Below are 19296 nucleotides of genomic sequence, written 5' to 3'. Positions count from 1 at the left end.
GGACTCCTCGGGTGGCTACTGCATGACGGGTTCATCGTGTGGCGCCGTCGCACCTTCAGCCCGCATCAGGGCATCGAGCGCATGCCGCTCGACCACTTCATTTTCAAGCAGCAGCTGCGCCAGCCGGTCGAGGCGCGCACGCTGCCCGAGCAAGGTCTGGCGTGCCCGCTCGGCGGACTGGTCCAGCGTGAGCCGGATCTCTTCGTCGATGGCCTGCGCGGTGCGCTCGCTGTACTCGCGTTCCGGCCGCGACAGCGCGGCCGCGGAGGGCAGCAACGGGCTGCCGGCGCGCTCGTAACACGGCAGGCCGAGCGATTCGCTCATGCCGAACTGCGTGATCATCTGCCGCGCCATGTCGGTGGCCCGTTCCAGGTCGTTCTGCGCGCCGGTGGAAACGTCGTCGAAGACCATCTGTTCCGCCGCGCGCCCGCCAAGCAGCACATCCAGCCGGTCCAGCAATTCGCTGCGGCGTAGCAGGTAGCGGTCTTCGGTCGGGGTCTGCTGCGTGTAGCCGAGCGCCGCAACGCCGCGCGGAATGATGGAGATGCGCGAGACCCGGTCCGCATGCCGGCGGCATTCGGCCACCAGTGCATGCCCGGCCTCGTGGTAGGCAATGGTCTGTTTTTCCAGCGGGATCATGACCCGGTTGCGTTTTTCCAGCCCGCCGACAATGCGGTCGAGCGCCAGGTTGAAGTCTGCGTTGTCGACCGCCGGCTTGTCGTTGCGGGCGGCCAGCAGTGCCGCCTCGTTGACCAGGTTGGCGAGGTCGGCGCCGGCAAAGCCAGGCGTGCGCGCGGCCAGTTCCCGGAGATTGACTTCCGGAGCCAGCTTGACATGACGCACATGCACACCAAGGATCTGCTCGCGCCCTTTCAGGTCAGGGCGGTCCAGCACGATATGGCGATCAAAGCGCCCGGGCCGCAGCAGCGCGGCGTCGAGGATTTCCGGCCGGTTGGTGGCGGCCATGATGATCACGCCCTTGTTGGTGTCGAAGCCGTCCATCTGCACCAGCAACTGGTTGAGCGTCTGTTCGCGCTCATCCTGGCCGCCGGCCACATTGAGGGTGCGGGTCTTGCCCAACGCGTCCAGCTCGTCGATGAAGATGATGCACGGCGCCTTCTGCTCGGCCTGCGCGAACAGGTCGCGCACGCGTGCCGCGCCGACGCCGACGAACATTTCCACGAACTCGGCGCCGCTCATGCTGAAGAATGGCACCCCGGCCTCGCCGGCAACCGCCCGTGCCAGCAGGGTCTTGCCGGTGCCCGGGGCGCCCAGCAGCAGTACCCCCTTGGGAATCTTGCCGCCCAGGCGCCGGTACCGCCCGGGGTTCTTGAGAAAGTCCACCACTTCCATCAACTCGACCTTGGCTTCGTCGATGCCGGCCACGTCGGCGAAGCTCACTCCGGTCTCCTGCTGAAGATAGACCCGGGCCTTGCTCTTGCCGATCTCCATCAGCCCCCCAGCGGCATTCCCGATGCGCCGGAACAGCAGGCTCCAGATCGCGAAGAAGGCGAGGGCAGGCACGATCCAGGACAGCAGCGTGCCCAGCCATCGAGCATCGGGCTGCCCGGCATAGCGCACATGGGCCGCGTCCAGGTCGGCCAGCAGCCCGGGATCGCTGATGCGGGCCGTGGTGAAGGTCCGGTCGGGGCTGCCGCCGCGCTGTACCGCGGCCACCTGGTCGGCTGGCAGGATGGTCTCGACCCCGGCTGTCGCCAGCTTGCCGCTGATCGCCGTCTCGCCAACAGTAGCGCTGCGCACCTTGCCGGCCTTGAGCAAGGCCTTAAAGTCACTGTAGGCCAGGGAGGTGACGGTTTCCGTGGCGACGTAGAACTGGAGCGCCAGCGTCGTCAGGACAGCCGCGAGCAGGTACCAGAGCGAGAAATTCCGTTTGCTGCGTTCCATGGCCGAAGTCAGGTGGCGGTGGGCTGTCGGCGGCCGGGGATTCGCTGCGCCGAGGTGGCGCAGGTGGCGGATTGGCTGGCCGGCCGGCGAGTACTGCGGTGTGCGACGGCGGCGATGCGTCGCGAGTGGAAAAGATACGCGGCCGACTTGCGCAAGTAATGCTTCACATCAGCTTCCTGGATACCGGTGTCCGATGCCATCGTTCGGATCGTTGTGAGGGTTGTGCGTCATTCCAAGATAGCGGCGGGTCGGGGTTGGCCTTTGATCCGTATCAACGGCCACCGTCACCAACGATGGCGGTCTTTTCGGAAGCTCGCTGCAGGCGGCGGGCGGCATCCTTGATGTGCCGCAACCCACTGCTCGCACGGTCGTCCAGACTCCGGAGGAAAGAAAGCAGCCCCTGCAGGAGGGACAGCGGCTGTCGGATGGCAAAGGCTAGCGGAGTGCTGGTGAGCATCAACTCGGATGCGCATCGCGTGCGCGACTTCCAGAATTTGTCCCTAGGGCTGGCCCAGGCGCGGCGGGGCTGGCCGCAGGCCGACGACGTGCTCAATGCCCGTCCGCTGCCGGAACTATGCAGCTTGCTGCGGCGGACCATGTAGCCAGCAACCTCGCAGATGTCTGACCATTGTTTGATCCAGCCCAAGTTGATAGCCGCACAGGCGAATAGCTTTAACTGTGGGGGCGCGTCGGGCTTTACCGGAATGGTGAGGGGCGCCGCAGACGCGCCGCAGCGCGCCGGCGACCGGCGTGCATTGTCCATAACCAACGAGGCATCAAGATGAAAGTCCGAGCGCAGTCAATCAAGGTCAGGCCGGTCCGCTGGCATCCGTTCCCCGTCGAGCACGTCCCCGACCGCTACAAGCAGCCGGCGGCGGCCCCGACGCTGGCGAGCTGCCCGGTCTGCCATGCCGTATTCATGCGCGGGCACTGGCAATGGCGCGCCGTACCACCGGGCGCCGCAACCTTGGTTTGCTCTGCATGCCAGCGCGTCGCCGATAAGACCCCCGCCGGGAGAGTGACGCTGGGCGGCACCTTCGAGTCCGCGCATCGGGCCGAGATTCTGGCGCTGATACGACACCGCGAAGCCCAACTGCGCGCACAGCATCCGATGGAGCGCGTGATGGCAATCGATTCGGGAGAACAGGGCACGGTGGTTACCACGACCGGGCTGCACCTGGCGCGGGACATCGGCAACGCCATCCACCATGCCTACCGCGGAACACTCACGATCGATTACGGCAACGCCGAGACCGAGCTGAACGTGCACTGGCACAGGGCGTGACGGCGGCGAGGTCACAGGCAAGATCGGGAAGGGGAGTTCATGGGGCACATTACCAACGAACAGGTGCGGATCCATATCGGCGATATCGCGTTGCCGGGCGACCTTGCCGTGCCCGAAGTTGCATCCGGTCTGGTCCTGTTTGCACATGGAAGCGGCAATTCGCGCCACAGTGCGCGCAATCGCGAAGTCGCATCGATGCTGAACGGGATGGGCCTGGGCACGCTACTGTTTGACCTGCTGACGGCCGACGAGGACGTCGGGATGTCGAAGCGGTTCGACATCGCCCTGCTTGGCGAGCGGCTCAAGGCTGCCACGGTGTCTGTGGCGCACCTGACGCGCGAGCGCCACCTGCGCCTCGGGTATTTCGGCGCCAGCACGGGAGCTGCCGCGGCCATCCGTGCCGCCGTGGACTCGCCGCCGCATATGCGGATCGACGCGGTGGTATCGCGCGGCGGCCGCGTCGACCTGGCCGGCCATGAGGCACTATGCCAGTTGCGTGCGCCGACGCTGATGATCGTGGGGGAAGCGGATCCTGAGGTACTCAAACTCAACGCGCGCGCCACCGCCTGGATGCCCTGCGAGAAGCGGCTGGAGGTGATTCCCGGCGCCACTCATCTGTTCGAGGGGCCAGGCGCGCTGGAACAGGTCGGCAAGCTAGCGGGCAAATGGTTCTGCCAGCATTTTGCAGCGGCAACGCAGCCCGCGCCGCACGGCCACGCCGGCTAAGCATGGTGCCGTGTGATGCACGGCGATGACTCAGTGAAAAGGAGAATGACATGAACGATACTCGCGCCGCGCTCTTGCTGCACAAGGAGGTACTGGCCCGTGATGCCAATACGCTGCTGGCCGATGTACAGGCATTGTTGAGGGATGTTGCCGACGAAGCCAGCGAGGAGACCGCCGCGGCACGCGCGCAGCTGGGCGCACGCCTGCACGCGCTCCAGGGGCGTCTGGCCGAGCAACGCGAGGCGGCACGGACGCGTGTCTCGCGATGGGCCGACACCACGGATCGCTATGTTCACGCGCATCCTTGGGAGAGCATCGGCTCCGTCGCCGCGGTCGCAGCCGTGGCCGGTGCACTGGTCGCGCTGGCCGTCACGCGCCAATAGCGGCGGGCGCGCAAGGATGCCTGCATGGACACCACCGTATTCGCCATGCCGGGCAAACAGCCTGCGGCGATCGCAGCCTGCCTGCCCGGCCAGCGGGGCGAGGCCGAGATCCGGCATCTTCCTGAAGGCGAGTCCTACATCAGACTGCTGCGACCTGCGTCGGCGTCCACGCATTGTTCTCGGACACAGCCTGCGCTGACCTGCAAGCGGCAGCAGCGGACATCGTCACGCGCGACACCGTTACACCCCATCCAATCGCATTCCCGCTGCAGAATGCCTGGCAGCCGGCATCCGGAAGTACTCCAAGCGCCAGCGGGGGAAGGAAGTCCCTCATGACCAATCTTACAGCACAGCAATCCGCTTCACTGGTGGCGCAGCTTGATGCGGAAGAAGCGAGCATCCGAGCGGCTGTCGGCTCCGCCGACACGCCGATGACGCCAATGGCACAGCGAGAGGCGCGGGACGAGGGGGACCTTGCCGACGACGAAATCAACCAGCGGCAGGACGATGCGATGCTGGACCATTACCGCATGCAGTTGGCCGACATCTCCGCCGCGCGGACGCGGATGCAGCACGGCCAATATGGCACCTGCATCGATTGCCAGCAGCCGATCCCGTTCTCGCGCCTGCAAGCATATCCGACCGCGAAGCGCTGTACGGCATGTCAGCGCCGGCACGAGCAGCTTTATGCAGACCGTTGACAGATGCCGGCGGCAGGCCGCCGGGTGCAACTGAGCGCCCCGCGGCCCGCGCGTTTCAGCGCCAGGCCATAGCGGATTGAGTCGCGGCGGTAAAGGCGAGGCCGGCGCACAACGCGACGTTGGCGTCGATCACCGCCTCAGCCCGGTTGCGGCGAGGCTTACAAGGCTGCCCGGCGAGGCGACGCAGGCAAGCTCGCCTTCGGTCAACGGCTCCTGGACACGCATCTGCCACGCCAGCACGCGGTCGTCGGCATCCGACGGGTCCCCGCCTGCCCGGGCACGGGCGGCGATGCGGGCGCGCAGCGTCTCAGGGGTGGCTTCGCAGGTGACGATGGCGAAGGGGACACCAAGGCGGAGGGCCTGGGCCGCAAAGCGCTCGCGCTCGGCGCGGACCAGAAAGGTGGCGTCGGCAATCATCGGGAAACCGGCACGGCAGCCGAGCCGGCAGACGGCGAGCAGGCGTCGGTAGGTCCGCGCCGTTTCGCTGGAGGCATACCAACCACTCGCCGGCGCAACGCCGCGGTGCAAGCCCTTGCGTATGGCGTCGGAGCGCACGCGTACCATCGCTGCGGCCTCGCTCATCTGCCCTGCCACCGTGGACTTGCCGCTGCCGGACAGGCCATGCATCAGCACCATCGACCCGCGACGGCGGTTGAGGCACTGCCATGCCAGCGCCAGCAGCCTGCCTGCCTCGGACTGAGCCGGTGCCATGGACGCGCCTGCCGCGTGCTGCTGGCTGGCGTGCTCCAGCAGCACGCGGGCGCGCACCAGGGCCCGCATGGCGAGATAGAAGGGCAACACGGCCAGCGCGCCGTAGTCTTCCGATTGTTCCAGGTAGCCGTTGAGCAGCCGGTAAGCCAGCGCCGGTCGGCCGTGGTGCAGCAGGTCCATGACAGGGAAGGCCAGATCGCTGATGGTGTCGGTCCAGCGCAGCGCGGCGTCGAACTCCAGGCAGTCGAATGGCGTCGGCACGCCGTTCATCAGGACGATGTTGCCCAGATGCAGGTCGCCATGGCACTCGCGCACATGGCCGTGGCACAGGCGTGCCCGGAACGCGCCGGCTAGCCGGATGGCCTCGCTGCGCGCCCGCTGGGCCACGCGGCTGGCCAGGTGCGTCGCCTGCACGATTCGTCCGATGCCGCGCAGGCACTCCGCGAGTGTCGCGTCGATGCGGGCCGGCGTGCCAAAGCCATCGGAATAGGCTGCCGGGGGCTGCGCCCGGTGAAAGGCAGCAATGCTGCGCGCCAGCGCATCGATATGGGTCGGCTCCAGCCGGTTTGCAGCGATTCTTGCGCTCAGCAGGTCCTGTTGGTCGAAGCGCCGCATCCGGAGCGCATGTTCGATCGGAATGCCGCTGCCGCCGATGCGCACCGAGCCGGGCGCGGGGGCCGGCACGATTGGCACCACATCCAGGTACAGGTCGGGTGCGAACCGGCGATTCAGGCGGAACTCGGTTTCACAGTCGTCGCGGCGTGCCTGCGCGGTGGAGAAGTCGACAAAGTCGAACCGCACCGGCTTGCGTATCTTGTAGGCAAAGTCCCCGGCCAGAAAGACACGCGAGATATGCGTCTCGATGACCTGCACTGCCGGCGCCAGATGGGGATAGGCGTCCGACTTCTGCAAGGCGGCCGTCAATGCCGCGTCGTCCCATTGACTCTCCATGTCCCTTGCCGCCTGCTCCCTTGCGCTGTTGTGCCTTGCTTCTCATTGCAGCCGCGGCAATGCAAACCGTGACTACCCGTTCGCCCCGCTGCGCCCTAGGCTGTCACGCGTGCGGCCAGATCCTGACCCAGGATACCTGCCGCGCTACAAAGTACGCCCGCGATAGCCTGCAGCGCGCGCCACGGGTGACTCAGCAGCGCCTCCACCTGCTCGCTGCGGCTCTCGCCAGACAGGCACCACCTGCAGAAGTGCTCGCAGTTGTTGGTGAGAATGCGGTAATCGTCCTCCCCGAGCCGCGCAGTCGCGCGCCGTACGATCTCCGCCTCGATGTACCTGGCTTGCGTGGCCGGCTCGACGCGAAAGCCGTGGCCGTCGGCAAAGCCGGCGAGGGACGTCTTTTCCACCGGGCCGCAACGCAGGAAGCTTTTGAATCCGACATAGTGCACCACCTCGCCGTTGCCGACATAGATGCCGTGATGGACATAGCCACGGCGGTCCGTCTTCAGGTGTGCGCCAAGTGGAATGTCCGCCGCGATTGCCGTAATGCGCGGTGCATGTCCGATGGGGAGATCGTCGCTCATCGCCTTTCTCCTTGTCGCCCTTGTTGCGCTGGTCGCTCCTGCCGCGTTGGGCCCGGATTCTCGCTCCTGCCGGCAAGCAACACTGACGCGCTGACCTGTCTTGCTGCCGATTTCCGGCAACCGTCTGCCTTCGTGTATGCCTGCAGTATCGTTGCCGCCCGGCGATGCCGAAATCAGCCGGATCCGAAAAACGTGTCGGCTTGGTGCCATGCGCCTTGTGCGTGTATCAGGAGGGCGCTTGTACGTCGTGCGCACCGCGCTGTCAGCGGAATCTGACATGCGCGCGGCGGAATAGCCCAAGATCCCCAGCCGTTGTGCAGAGGAGGAGCAGCCACCCTGCGCTGGGCTTTTGCCGACCGGTGCTGACTTCGGCGGTGATTTTGCCTTCAGGACACGATGGAGCTCGATTTCAACGGGCAAGCCGCTATCGGTTCAGGACCACTGAGCTATGAAGCTCAGCGTGGCATGTACTTGCACCCGACCTACGCGCCAAGCCGCAGCGCGAGCCACTTTGCGTGCTGGGCGCATGTAATGTGGACCCGCGAGAAGTGGGACAAATTCGGCAAGCGCGGCGAGCCCAAGGAAAGCCTGCAACCTGGCGGCTGAACAAGTCAGTGACGGCGGCCAGGTTGCCCCCCCCTTACGGCTAGACCCATTAGCCGCCTGGCGACATCATTCCACCCATTCCCCTCCCCGGACCCCTCCCCGGACCCATGCCCGGACCCATGCCCGGACCCATGCCCGGACCCATGCCCTGGTCGCTGGCCATCGTCTGCATCATTTCCTGCATGAGCGCCATGTGACTACCTGCCATATCCCGGCACATCTGCATTTGATTTGATGGGGCGTTTCCCTTGGCGGCTCCTTTGCCGGCAGCCATACGACCAGGGCCGCCCATTTTCATCATGTCCTGTTGCATGATGGCCATTGCATCCTGCATGACCTGATGGCGTTCAACCAAGAGGGCCTGGCGCTCTTCCGGCGTTTTGGCCCGCGAAAGCCGCTCCCTGATGGCACGCAGGTGGGCAACCTGGGCATCCAGCCTTGCGTCACTGGACACTCCTGGGGCTACGACCGGAGGCTTATCTTGCCGATTTTCGGGATGCTCATGCTCCGTGCCGGTAGCCGGCGACGCCGGGAAAGCTGTTGTCGCCCAAGCGAGCGCAATGGCCGCAGTGATCAGGGTAGAGAGGCGATGAATATTGGACATGATGAAAATCCTCCTATGAAAACATGACAATTCCTTCTCTAAGCTATGCGGCAGTCATGGATTTGATTTGATTGGGATCAACGAAGCGTTTGGTGCACGGGATGTTCAGTCCCTTCGATGTGCCGGTCTGCGCGCCGGAGCAATCGGCGCAGACCTTTTTCTGATGCCATCTGCAGCGGTGCTCGGATGTGCCAGCAGCCATGCTGCTGCCAATGAATTCACCACGCGTGCTGTGCTTAGACGCGCTGCATGCTCGATTTCGTCCGCTCGACGAGTTCGAAGACGGCCATGCCAGCCGCCATGGCCGCCACAAAGCCGACGGCCTTCGGATAGCCCGCGCCTAGGGCCACTAGCGCGGGGCCAGGACAGAAGCCGGCCAGACCCCAGCCGACACCGAAGGCGGCGCTTCCCAGTACCAGCCGAAGCGTCAGGGTCGTGCTGGCCGGCAGTTGCACAGGCAGCCCAAGGAAGGAGCGATTGCGGTGCTTGGCGATGAGGACGGCGAGCGAGCCAATGGCGATGGCACCGATCATCACAAAAGCGAGGGAGGGGTCCCACGTTCCTGCAAGGTCAAGAAAATCCAGCACCTTGGCCGGGTTGGCCATGCCGGAGATCATCAGGCCAATGCCGAATAGCAGGCCTGCCAGGAGTGCAGTAATGGCGGTCATATCAGCCTCCAATCAAGTGCCGTTGCACGAAGACGGTCAGAAATCCCGCCATCATGAAGGTCAGGGTGGCGACCAGCGAGCGGATGGAACCGCGCGAGATGCCGCACACGCCATGACCGCTGGTGCAGCCGCTGGCGTAGCGAGTGCCAAGGCCTACCATGAAGCCGGCGACCAGGATTTCGCCCCAGCTTGCCTGGATATCCGCAACGGCCGGCTTGCCGAGCAGGCTCGCAATGACAGGAGCGCCAGCCAGGCCGGCAAGGAAGGCCAGGCGCCAGGCCATGTCCTTTCGAGGCAGGCTGAGCAGGCCGCCAAAGATGCCGCTGATGCCGGCAATGCGACCGTTGAACAGCAGCAGCACGGCGGCTGCCACACCGATGATGAGCCCGCCGACCAGTGACGGGCCGGGCGTGAAATTAGCGAGGTCAATCAGCATGTCGCCTCCTGATTGGGGTTGGCACAGAACTGTTCATAAAGGACCGCCATGACGGCAAGCGCCTGGGTGCTCGCCACCGAATAGAAGATGTTCTTGCCGTCACGGCGCGTCGCCACCAGGTTGTTCTCGCGCAACACGCCGAGCTGTTGAGACAGCGTCGGCTGCCTGATGCCGAGCTGCTCCTCCAGTTCACCGACAGATAGCTCGCCTTGGGACAGGCGGCACATCAGCATCAGGCGGTCTGGATTGGCTAGTACCTTGAGCAGGGAACAGGCGTTCGCCGCAGCAGCTTGCATGGTGGCGAGGTCGATGACGGAGTGAAGCTGATCCATAGGTTGTCCACACTTTGCCTATGTATAGTATATTGAAGAATATAATGTATGTGAATAGAGTGTACTGCATTTAAGGAGGCGAGCATGCACCCGACTATCCAGCCGTTCTTCGACCCGGCGACCTGGACTGTGACGTACGTGGTCTTTCAGGAGGGGCACCCCGAGTGCGCCATCATCGACTCGGTGCTGGACTACGACCCGAAGGCGGGGCGGACGTCGACGGCAAGTGCCGATAAGGTCGTTGCGTTTGTGCGCGCGAATGAGCTGCGAGTCGAGTGGATTCTCGAGACGCACGCGCATGCCGACCATTTGTCTGCCGCGCCATATTTGAAGAAACACCTAGGTGGCCAGATAGCAATAGGCCAAAACATCCGCAACGTACAGGGGGTCTTCAAGAAGCTCTTCAACCTGGAGCCTGAGTTCCAGCTCGACGGATCGCAGTTCGACCACCTGTTTCACGACGGTGCGACGTTTGCCATCGGCGGCCTCACCGGCAGGGCGATTCACGTGCCAGGGCATACACCCGCCGACATGGCTTACCAGATTGGGGACGCGGTCTTTGTCGGCGATACGCTGTTCATGCCGGACGTCGGCACGGCTCGCTGCGATTTCCCGGGCGGCGACGCGCACGACTTGTATCGCTCCATCCGCAAGCTGCTGGACCTGCCGGGCAACACACGGCTGTTCATGTGCCACGACTATCCGCCCGATGGGCGGGGGCCCGCATGGGAGACGACGGTGCGCGCTCAGCGTGAAGGCAACATCCAGGTGCATGACGGCGTGAACGAGGAACAGTTCGTGGCCATGCGCCAGGCGCGCGACGCGACGCTGGCGATGCCGACGCTGCTTCTGCCGTCGGTGCAAGTCAATATCCGAGCCGGGAAGTTGCCGCCGCCCGATGCCAATGGCGTTCGCTATCTGAAAATCCCGCTTAACGTCCTCTGAGCCAGCTTAGTGACCGACCTGACCGATTCGTGGCGGATGAGAGTTGCGCCCTCCAATGGTGCTTTGAATTTTCCGGACCAAGAAAACTCGACGGCACCCCCTACTTCGCAGCTGGCCGCCGGCCCGGACGTGAAACGAGCTCGGAAAGAGCTGTCAGGTCTCTCCTTGAAGGCTGTTGTGTAACCATGCAAAGAAAGCGCCGGCAGCAAAGAACCACACTGCAAACACAAAGGCTGGATAGATGATGGACCACCAGGAAACCGGTTCGCCGGTCCGAAGGCGCCGGAAATCGAGGCCGTGAAAGAGCGCATTCATGAAATTCATGAAGGGCTCAGGAAGAACCATCCAAACGAGCGTGCATAGAACGTAGAACAGCACGACCGTGGCGGATAGCGTCACACCAGTCGTGAAGGGCTTCATGACAGCCTCCGGGTGCAAGGAAAATTACGGTTGAATTCAATGAGGACGACGCGCCTGAGGAACATCTCGGCCTGACATGTGTGGAATGAACGCTGGTGTTTTTTGACGATATTCCTCATAAGCCTGCCCGAACTCGGCCAATGCGTCCTGCTCCTCTGACTTAGCCAGTCGAACATACATCCAGACCAGGATGGGGAACATCACCAGGGTGACTATCGTCGGCCATTGCAGGAGAAAGCCGAACATAATCAGGACGAAAGCGACATACTGGGGATGCCTCATGCGCGCATAGAGGCCTGTGGTCGCCAGGCGGTGCTGCTGCTGGGCCAGGTACAGAATGCGCCAAGCGGAAGACAGCATGATGAATCCGCCAAAAATCAAGATGTCGCTAGCGATGTGAAATGGCCCCAGGTGCGGGTTGCCGCTCCAGCCGAAAATCATCTCGGGAAGATGACCGGCATCATGAGAGAGAAAGTCGATTCCCGGGAACCTCGCCGCAAGCCACGGCAGCAGGAGATAGATGGTCAGCGGAATTCCATACATCTCCGTAAAGAGCGCCACAACGAATGCTGAGAACGCGCCAAACGAGCGCCAGTCGCGCTGGGTCTTCGGCCTGGTAAAGCTGAAGGCGAAGATGATGAAGACAGCGGAGTTGATAATGACCAGAGACCAGAGGCCGTAGCTGGATTGTGTTTCGGGTTGCATCATTGCTCTCCTTCGGGTTTCGTGTCCTTTGTGGAGCCATCCGGTCCGTGTCCGTGTCTATGACCACCGTGCATGAAGAGGCGTCGCCGCGGGGATAGGAGCGACGCCCGGTGGGCGGCCAGGACTGCTAGAGGAATCAGCCGAGCTAGGCCTACCAACGGCGTGAAGAATATATTTCGCCGGGTTGGCAAGGAAAGCCTGCTCACAGCGTGGGGAGCAGAACCAATATCGCTTCTGGTCGACTTCCGTGCTGGCAGCGGCCTTGTGAGGCGAAATCTCCATGCCACAGACTGGTTCGCGCACGATCTGCTGGCGGGCGGCTGGACCCGCGGTGGCAGTTGGAGCTGCCTCGGCGCCGGTGACGCCGTAATGCCCCAGCATTCCATCCTCTCCTCGGGGCGACTAGGAGAACCTAACGCGCATAAATTACATTTTCATTCTGGGCGACCAGTCGACTTGCTTCTTGATTTGGATCAAGCATTCATGGGTGGTGGGGCGAGCGGGGGTAGCAGTTCTGCTAATGGATGTCGAACGCCACATATGCAGGCACTGAAGGCTGCGGAAGCCGCTCGGCCCGCTGATGCCGGCGCCGAGGTTGCTCGGCTTCCCAATATTCCGGGCCTAGAAAACCGCTACCGAGCCATTGACCAGCTCATTGACCAAGGCAGGAAGCTCCGCCAGCTGTTGCGACACCAGTTCACGAACTTGTTGCGCCTGAGCGCTCGACAGGCCGCGCTCGGCCACGATATCAATGGCAACCAGTTGTGGCTGGTTGATGGGGCGTCCAATACCGGAGAGGAGCCGGACGGTGACTTCATCCGCGCCATCCACGCTTGCCTGAATACGAGTGGCTAGTCGATGGGCGAGCACGTTGTATAGTTTGCCGACATGTGACGCCGGGTTCTTGCCAGCTGCGGCCTCCAGCGACATTGGCCGATAGGGAGTAATCAGGCCATTGACCCGGTTACCGCGGCCAACCTGGCCGTCATCACCATGCTCAGCGCTTAAGCCCGTGACCGTCAGGTAAATCCCGCTTTCGTCGCAGGCATCCCTGCGATCGAGGGTATTGATTGCAATCTCACATTCAGCGCCGATGTGCTCGGCCAGATACGACCCAATTCGCCCCTTGAGGATGAAGTAGTCGTCGACGCCCTGGACGTATCGGTCGACAAACGCCAGGGCAAGCGTGAGACGGTGATGCTCACCCAGCCGACTCCCCATCACCTTGTAATCGAGGCCAGCCGCCTCAAACATTCCCCTGCCGGAACGTGAGCGCAGAAGGTCGGCAACCAGGAGCACCGCTCTCTCAAGTGATGAGTGTGGCGCATAGCCGACGCCAAAGGATGTGTCATTGGACAGCGGAAGAGACGCTGCATTGGCCACACGCCGAAGGTTCGGGGCTGAGGGGCGGAGGATGGGCTCGATGCCGATGTCATTGCCAATACCGCCCAAGGACATTGCCAGGTACTCGCGAATGGCCTGCTCGACAATTAGCTCGGCCTTGGCCGACGGGAGTTCGGTAACAGGGCCGGAAACTATCAACCGCGTTAGGCGCAGCACTTTGCCACCGCCGAACCTTGGCGCGCTTATGCCACCAATGAGTAGGGCCTTGTCCAGATTGAAGTGCTGGACTGCTCCATAGGCTTCGAGGTAGGCGCGGCACAAGGCGCGGGCCGCAGCTTCGACAGCCCCATCGCATAGGCTATCGGGATGGCCGATGCCCTTGTGCTCGCACATTTCCGTCGGCTCGCCTCGCCACGACGGCCGACTCGAGATGGAAATCGAAATGTTCTCCATAGTAGGCATCTCGAACCCCTTTCAGTCACCCTGCAACCATTCTATGTAGTGGCGCCAGGTAAAGTTGGGGTCGAGCCTAACCGCCAGGCAGATCCATTCGTGTTTGCAGCAGGGAGTGCGCACCGCTGAATCGACCATCGCATCTGTTGCCCTCTGGGCAAGCGGCTGATGAGGTGTTTCATCAACGATTCCGCTAGCGGCGCAGAGATGCGGCTTTCTTCACGCCTTGCCCCCGGCTAGCTAGTTCTCAATCGGGGTTTGGCTCCCTTTCCTTGCCGATTTCGCGAAGGCACAGCGTTATGGTCCGCCGCAACCTGCCACGGGTAACTGGCCGACATCGCCGCCGCGCGGGCGCGGATACAGCACGGCCAGTACGGCGTTCTTTGACCTACAGCAACTCGACTTCATGTCCGATGACTACGCTATGGAAGTGTAGGACGCAGATTGAACTTCTCAGACCTATGAAACCGAAGCGAGCGACAATTGAATGCTGCAATATCCTGCTCGCTACCTTGCGGGGTGAAGAAGCACTGAGCCGATCGCAGGTAGTAGCCATGAATGCGTTGACGGGTGATGAGTTCACCAGGGCCAAGAATCATCTGCTTAAGGAGGGCCTGATTTGCCGCAGTTCCACCATGAAAATCGTTCGCCGGAATCATACTCGCTACAAGTTGACAGAGAAAGCGCTCGAATTATCCGTGAAGTTGCCGCTTCCATTACATCAAGCGCGTGCTCAGATAAATTTTGAGAATTTACTTCGTGCATGGAAAATTAGCTTGCCTTCTGGACCCGTTGCGCTTCCGAGTGTGAAACGGTCTCGGTTCACCAACGATGAATTGGACCAAAAGCCGCGATCGCCATGAAGTCTTTCCCTTCTCGCGCGATAAGCGGTCTTTGAGGGGGTAACCATGTCATCGATGAATATTTGTGTGATGCCAGCCCATCTTGGCTGGTGCGTCCGCGCCGAGGATAGGCCCGACGTGTACGAGTTCTGCGTTTCGCTGAATGAAGCTATAGAAGCGGGGATAGGTATCGCTGAGCTCGAGCGAGCCGAACTGGTTGTCTATGGACTTGACGGCAGACTGCGGCTGAGGCGTTCCTTCAATGAACGCGCCAGCTAGGTGCTGAACTAGCCGCTGCCTACCCGGCTTAGCCTTCTCGGAGCGCCTGGTGAACCTGAACCTGTTAATCAATTCCTTTTATAGCAAAAACATGATAGCCCCAGGGAGGCAGGTCCAGAAAGAGACCACGGGCGCGCAGGTCAGCGCCCTGTCGGTCATAGACAGCCGAGCTGAGCCGGTCCTCAAGTCGTATGGTCCGGTCCCCCAGTTCCGGGAAGGGCGTTTGCATGAAGCACTGGCTTTGCTGCGGCGAGTAGTTTACGGCGACGAACATCCACTCGTGAGAAGTCCCGACCCAGCGGAATGCAATGAAATTGTCGGCGGACTTGTTTTCGGCCCAGGTGGGAATGCATTCCAGTAAGGACCAATTGCCCTCCCGAAGCACCGGTTGGCGCAGCACGGCAAGCAGCCGGGCATAGAACTGCGCGAGCGCTCCGTCGACCGGCTCCTCCGGGGCGCGGACCAGATGCGGCGAAATGCGTGTGCGCCGGCCCGCGAACTGCCCTTGATGGAAAAAGCGCAGGCCCGGCGAGAGGAATGTCAGCACGGCGGCCGCGGGATAGACTTCGGGTGCAAAGATTGATGCGGCGCGCGGCTCGTCGTGATTCTCCAGAAAGCGCGCCAGCTTGTCCTGGTAGGCCATGTCCGCACCGAGGTGCTCGCGCACCGGGCGGGCACGCTGTTCGCGCAGGCGGTCGTACAAGCGCTTGTCATAGGTATAGTCGAAGCCCTGCTGCTGAAGCGTCCATTCCATATCCCAGTACACCTCGGCCATGAACAGGAAGCCGGGATGCTGGCGCCGCACCGCCCCAATCGCCTTCGGCCAGAACAAGTCGGCTCGGATGCCCCAGGTGCGCTCGAACACCTCGGGCAAGACGAGCATGGCCATGTCGCAGCGCACGCCGTCGCACTGGCCGGCGATGCGTGTCAGTTCGGCGATCATCGCTTGCTGCAGTTGCGGGTTGCCGTAGTCAAGCTGCAGCGTGTCGGGCCAGCCATCGAAGTAGGGGTCTCTGCCGTAGGCGAGGAGCAGCGGTCCGTTCTTCGTGTTCATGCGGCAATAGTTGCGGGGTGAACGCGCCAGGTCCTCTTCGCTGCCATGGACGAAATAGTCCGGCTGCTCGTCGATCCACGCGTGATCGGGGGCCATGTGGTTCGGCACGAAATCGAGCATCAGGCGCAGCCCGCGCTGTCGCGCGCGCACGCGCAGGCGGGCCAGCGCTTCGTTACCGCCGAGACCGTGGTGCACGGTGTAGCTCTTGATCGCAAAGCCGGAACCGGCGATATCGTCCTCGCACAGGTCGGGCAGCGTTTGCTCGAACTCGTGCCGCCACGCCACGTTGCCGCGCGAGACGCGCTGTGCGGCAAGCCCGGTCTGCCAAACACTCAACAACCAGAGCCAGTCGCAGCCCATGTCCGCCAGGCGGTCCAGTTCGGTGTCGGTGATGTCGTCCAGCGTGGCGGCACGGCCAAGCGACTGCGACATTTCGGTAAGCCGAACCCGAGTGTTGAGTTGGTAAAGCGCTGGATAGCGAGGCGTCAGCACAGCAGTCCTCCCTTAGGTTCCCATCTGGGGATCTATAGTGCTACCGGGCGTTGGGGGCTCCGATTCCTTGTGGGCGGCCCCCAGCGCTCGCAAGAGCGCTACCTGCGCGCCCGGCGTGAGCAGCATGTCTTTCGACAATACGCAATTTGCCTGGATGATGCGCGCGACGCAGCCGGTCCAGCCGGTCTGGTGGCTGGCGCCGATCCCGGCGCCGGTGTCGCCGTGGAAATATTCATAGAACAGCACCAGGTCGCGCCAGTGCGGGTCGTCGCGGAACTTGCGCGCTGCGCCATGGATGGGCCTGCCTTGGTCGCCATCGCGCAGGAAGAGCCGGCTCAGGCGTTCGCCCAGTTCCTTCGCCACGTCGAGCAGCGTCATCATCCGGCCAGACCCGGTCGGGCACTCAATCTTGAAGTCCTCGCCGAAGTAGGCATACAGGCGTATCAGCGACGTGTAGAGCAGGTAGTTGATCGGCATCCACACCGGCCCGCGCCAGTTGGAGTTGCCTCCGAACATGCCGGTGTTCGAATCGCCGGGCACATAGGCCACGCGATACTCCTGGCCTGCATGGCGGAAGACATAAGGATGCTCGAAATGGAAACGTGACAGCGCGCGAATGCCATGGGGGCTGAAGAATTCATTTTCGTCCAGCATGCGCGCCAGAATCCGGCGCAGCTTCTGCTCGCCGACGATTGCCAGCATGCGACGGTTGGCGACGCCGGGCCGTTGGGGCAGGTGCATGTTGGCGACTAGCTCGGGGTGACGCCCCAGGAACAGCCTGGCACGCTCTCGGAATTTCGGAAGCCTGGCGAGAATGTCTTCTTCGAACACGGCCACCGCGGCCAGCGGCAGCAGCCCGACGATAGAGCGCACCTTAAGGCGCGTTGCGCTGCCGTCGGGGAAACGCAGCACGTCGTAGAAGTAGCCATCCTCTTCGTCCCACATTTCGTCCTTCTGCTCGCCAACGCTATCCAGCGCGCCGGCAATGAATACCGTGTGCTGGAAGAACTTCTCAACATACTCCTCGTAGAGCGGTTCATGCAACGCAAGCTCGACCGCAATGCTCAGCATCTGCTGGCTAAAAAACACCATCCACGCCGTACCGTCCGCCTGATCCAGGTACCCGCCTGTGGGCAGTGGCGACGAGCGGTCAAACACGCCGATATTGTCGAGCCCAAGAAAGCCGCCCTCGAAGACATTGGCCCCCGTGCGGTCCTTGCGGTTGACCCACCAGGTGAAGTTGACCAGCAGTTTGGCAAAGGCGTACTTGAGGAAGTTGACGTCGCCCCGGCCACCGCGTCGCTCCTTGTCGAGGGTATAGAGCTGCATCGTCGCCCAGGCATGCACGGGCGGATTGACATCGCCGAAGTTCCATTCGTAAGCGGGAAGCTGGCCATTCGGATGCAGATAGTCGTTTCGGAGCATCAGGTCGAGCTGTTGCTTGGCGAAGTCGGGATCGACCATGCTCAGCGGAACTATGTGGAATGCCAGGTCCCACGCGGCGTACCAGGGATACTCCCATTTGTCCGGCATTGAGATGATGTCGTCGTTGAACATATGTGCCCATTCGCTATTCCGTACCTGTCTGCGCTCCACTCTTGGCAACCGTGAACCGGCGCCGTGCTCGTCGAGCCAGGCGCCAACGTCATAGTAGAAGTACTGCTTGGTCCAGAGCATGCCGGCGAGCGCCTGGCGCATGACGCTCACCCGGTCCGTGTCGCCGTGAATGGTGGGCGGCGTGATCGACGCGTAGAAGGCATCGGCTTCCTCCAGCCGGGCGGCGAACACCGTGTCGAAATCGCTGAAGGGCGCGGATGCCGCGCCTGGCGCCCGGGTCGTCAGCCGCAAGCGCACGATATGCGAAGCACCACCGCTAATGTTCAGCTGATAGTGAGGGGTTGCCTTGGTTCCCTGCTGCGCGGGATTCACCGCCGCGGCATCGCCGTGCACGATGAAGTTATGGATACCGTCCTTCACGTAGGGCGACGTGTTGGCCGTGCCGAACAGCCGGGTGTTGTTGCTCTCATTCTCGGTGAAGAGCAGCGGCACGTCGGCGTCGCAGTAGAGGTAATACTCGCCCAGCGATTCCTGAAACAACGTATCGCTGTGACGGGCGCGGACCGCCGCTGGCCCAGAGGAACTGACGCGCTCGATGATCGGCTTCGATCCGCCCCCGGGGTGTGACCATGTGTTGCGGAACCACAGTGTCGGCAACACGTGCAGCGGCGCCGCGTCCGGACCGCGGTTGAAAACGCTGATTCGCACCAGCACGTCCTCGGGCGCCGCCTTCGCGTATTCGACAAAGACGTCAAAGTACCGGTTTTCGTCGAACACGCCGGTGTCCAGCAACTCGTACTCGGCCTCTTGCTTCCCGCGGCGGCGGTTGGTCTCGACGAGATCGGTATATGGATAGGCGTTCTGCGGATACTTGTACAGATACTTCATGTACGAGTGCGTCGGCGTGGAATCGAGATAGAAATAGGCTTCTTTCACGTCCTCGCCATGATTGCCCTCGCTGTTGGCCAAGCCGAAGGCGCGCTCCTTCAGGATTGGATCGCGCCCATTCCACAGCGCTAGCGCGAAGCACAACACCTGGTGGTCGTCGCTGATGCCACCGAGGCCGTCCTCGCCCCACCGGTACGCGCGCGATCGGGCCTGGTCATGGGTAAAGTAGTTCCAGGCGTCGCCGTTCTCGCTGTAGTCCTCGCGCACCGTTCCCCATTGCCGCTCGCTAAGGTAGGGCCCCCATTCTTTCCACGCCGCGCGGCCCGCCTGCGCAGCGTCAAGCCGGCCCTGCTCTGCATCGTTGCTCATGGCGCTCTCCTTCCAGCCGGCGAAGCCAGGCACGATGCTCTGCCCCCCAGCCCTCGTAC

20 protein-coding genes and 1 pseudogene are annotated in these 19296 nt (G+C 62.8%); 8 read left to right on the top strand and 13 right to left on the bottom strand.

Annotated elements, in window-relative coordinates:
* Positions 1–15 precede the first annotated feature (15 nt).
* Positions 16–1905 (bottom strand): ATP-dependent zinc metalloprotease FtsH, encoded by a 1890-nt coding sequence (ftsH, locus tag E1J61_RS03785; RefSeq protein WP_133092792.1) that lies wholly within the window; start codon positions 1903–1905, stop codon positions 16–18.
* 449 nt (positions 1906–2354) lie between these two features.
* Between ftsH and E1J61_RS37295 the strand changes: the two genes are divergently transcribed.
* From E1J61_RS37295 to E1J61_RS03765, 5 genes are all read left to right on the top strand, one after another.
* Entirely contained in the window at positions 2355–2507 is a 153-nt protein-coding gene (locus tag E1J61_RS37295; protein ID WP_165971417.1) for a hypothetical protein, read from the top strand.
* 179 nt (positions 2508–2686) lie between these two features.
* Complete coding sequence (locus E1J61_RS03780; RefSeq protein ID WP_133092791.1) at positions 2687–3190, top strand: BCAM0308 family protein; 504 nt, start codon at positions 2687–2689, stop codon at positions 3188–3190.
* A 39-nt stretch (positions 3191–3229) separates the two neighbouring features.
* Positions 3230–3916, top strand: a complete 687-nt coding sequence (locus E1J61_RS03775; protein WP_133092790.1) for a dienelactone hydrolase family protein — start codon at positions 3230–3232, stop codon at positions 3914–3916.
* Between the two features lie 50 nt (positions 3917–3966).
* A complete protein-coding gene (locus E1J61_RS03770; protein WP_133092789.1) occupies positions 3967–4299 on the top strand; it encodes a YqjD family protein in 333 nt (110 codons plus the stop codon).
* 332 nt (positions 4300–4631) lie between these two features.
* Entirely contained in the window at positions 4632–5000 is a 369-nt protein-coding gene (locus E1J61_RS03765) for a TraR/DksA C4-type zinc finger protein (RefSeq protein ID WP_133092788.1), read from the top strand.
* 129 nt (positions 5001–5129) lie between these two features.
* Here E1J61_RS03765 and E1J61_RS03760 read toward each other — a convergent pair whose 3' ends face one another.
* Together E1J61_RS03760 and E1J61_RS03755 are read right to left on the bottom strand one after the other, a co-directional pair.
* On the bottom strand, positions 5130–6662 hold the full coding sequence (locus tag E1J61_RS03760; RefSeq protein ID WP_133092787.1) for a bifunctional aminoglycoside phosphotransferase/ATP-binding protein: 1533 nt from the start codon (positions 6660–6662) through the stop codon (positions 5130–5132).
* A gap of 95 nt (positions 6663–6757) precedes the next feature.
* A complete protein-coding gene (locus tag E1J61_RS03755; RefSeq protein WP_133092786.1) occupies positions 6758–7243 on the bottom strand; it encodes a lecithin retinol acyltransferase family protein in 486 nt (161 codons plus the stop codon).
* A gap of 381 nt (positions 7244–7624) precedes the next feature.
* On the opposite strand from E1J61_RS03755, the pseudogene E1J61_RS03750 reads away from it, so the two are divergent.
* Positions 7625–7831 (top strand): annotated as a pseudogene (locus E1J61_RS03750) (IS4 family transposase); the annotation flags it as partial.
* 67 nt (positions 7832–7898) lie between these two features.
* On the opposite strand, the gene E1J61_RS03745 reads toward E1J61_RS03750, so the two are convergent.
* From E1J61_RS03745 to E1J61_RS03730, 4 genes are all read right to left on the bottom strand, one after another.
* Complete coding sequence (locus E1J61_RS03745) at positions 7899–8453, bottom strand: hypothetical protein (protein ID WP_133092784.1); 555 nt, start codon at positions 8451–8453, stop codon at positions 7899–7901.
* Between the two features lie 236 nt (positions 8454–8689).
* Positions 8690–9121, bottom strand: coding sequence for a DUF6691 family protein (locus E1J61_RS03740; RefSeq protein WP_133092783.1), 432 nt, complete (start codon positions 9119–9121; stop codon positions 8690–8692).
* Between the two features lies 1 nt (position 9122).
* Positions 9123–9557: a YeeE/YedE family protein gene (locus E1J61_RS03735; protein ID WP_133092782.1), complete on the bottom strand. Its 435-nt coding sequence runs from the start codon at positions 9555–9557 to the stop codon at positions 9123–9125.
* Positions 9551–9889: a metalloregulator ArsR/SmtB family transcription factor gene (locus E1J61_RS03730; protein WP_133092781.1), complete on the bottom strand. Its 339-nt coding sequence runs from the start codon at positions 9887–9889 to the stop codon at positions 9551–9553. The genes E1J61_RS03735 and E1J61_RS03730 overlap by 7 nt, the downstream gene beginning before the upstream one ends.
* A gap of 84 nt (positions 9890–9973) precedes the next feature.
* Between E1J61_RS03730 and E1J61_RS03725 the strand changes: the two genes are divergently transcribed.
* Positions 9974–10834 (top strand): MBL fold metallo-hydrolase, encoded by an 861-nt coding sequence (locus tag E1J61_RS03725; RefSeq protein WP_133092780.1) that lies wholly within the window; start codon positions 9974–9976, stop codon positions 10832–10834.
* A 153-nt stretch (positions 10835–10987) separates the two neighbouring features.
* Here E1J61_RS03725 and E1J61_RS03720 read toward each other — a convergent pair whose 3' ends face one another.
* From E1J61_RS03720 to E1J61_RS03705, 4 genes are all read right to left on the bottom strand, one after another.
* Entirely contained in the window at positions 10988–11254 is a 267-nt protein-coding gene (locus E1J61_RS03720) for a DUF5676 family membrane protein (protein WP_133092779.1), read from the bottom strand.
* A gap of 36 nt (positions 11255–11290) precedes the next feature.
* A complete protein-coding gene (locus E1J61_RS03715) occupies positions 11291–11959 on the bottom strand; it encodes an isoprenylcysteine carboxylmethyltransferase family protein (protein WP_133092992.1) in 669 nt (222 codons plus the stop codon).
* A 57-nt stretch (positions 11960–12016) separates the two neighbouring features.
* The gene (locus E1J61_RS03710; protein WP_133092778.1) at positions 12017–12340 is read right to left on the bottom strand and encodes a YHS domain-containing protein; all 324 of its coding nucleotides are present in this window, start codon (positions 12338–12340) and stop codon (positions 12017–12019) included.
* A 240-nt stretch (positions 12341–12580) separates the two neighbouring features.
* Entirely contained in the window at positions 12581–13765 is a 1185-nt protein-coding gene (locus tag E1J61_RS03705) for a methionine adenosyltransferase (protein WP_133092777.1), read from the bottom strand.
* Positions 13766–14664: 899 nt separating this feature from the next.
* On the opposite strand from E1J61_RS03705, the gene E1J61_RS38770 reads away from it, so the two are divergent.
* Positions 14665–14877 carry a DUF2188 domain-containing protein gene (locus tag E1J61_RS38770; protein ID WP_133092776.1) on the top strand — a complete coding sequence of 71 codons (213 nt, stop codon included), beginning with the start codon at positions 14665–14667 and terminating at the stop codon, positions 14875–14877.
* 64 nt (positions 14878–14941) lie between these two features.
* Here the strand turns inward: E1J61_RS38770 and E1J61_RS03695 are convergent, their stop codons facing one another.
* Both E1J61_RS03695 and E1J61_RS03690 read right to left on the bottom strand, forming a co-directional pair.
* Positions 14942–16363 carry an alpha-amylase family glycosyl hydrolase gene (locus E1J61_RS03695; protein ID WP_207951175.1) on the bottom strand — a complete coding sequence of 474 codons (1422 nt, stop codon included), beginning with the start codon at positions 16361–16363 and terminating at the stop codon, positions 14942–14944.
* Between the two features lie 72 nt (positions 16364–16435).
* Positions 16436–19237: a glucosidase gene (locus E1J61_RS03690; protein ID WP_207951174.1), complete on the bottom strand. Its 2802-nt coding sequence runs from the start codon at positions 19235–19237 to the stop codon at positions 16436–16438.
* Positions 19238–19296 lie beyond the last annotated feature (59 nt).

Origin of the sequence: Cupriavidus sp. L7L, assembly GCF_004353535.1 — a bacterium.
In the GTDB taxonomy this organism is placed as follows: domain Bacteria; phylum Pseudomonadota; class Gammaproteobacteria; order Burkholderiales; family Burkholderiaceae; genus Cupriavidus; species Cupriavidus oxalaticus_A.
The sequence above is the reverse complement of the archived record's forward strand: the minus strand, read 5'-3'. Positions and strand labels throughout refer to the sequence as shown.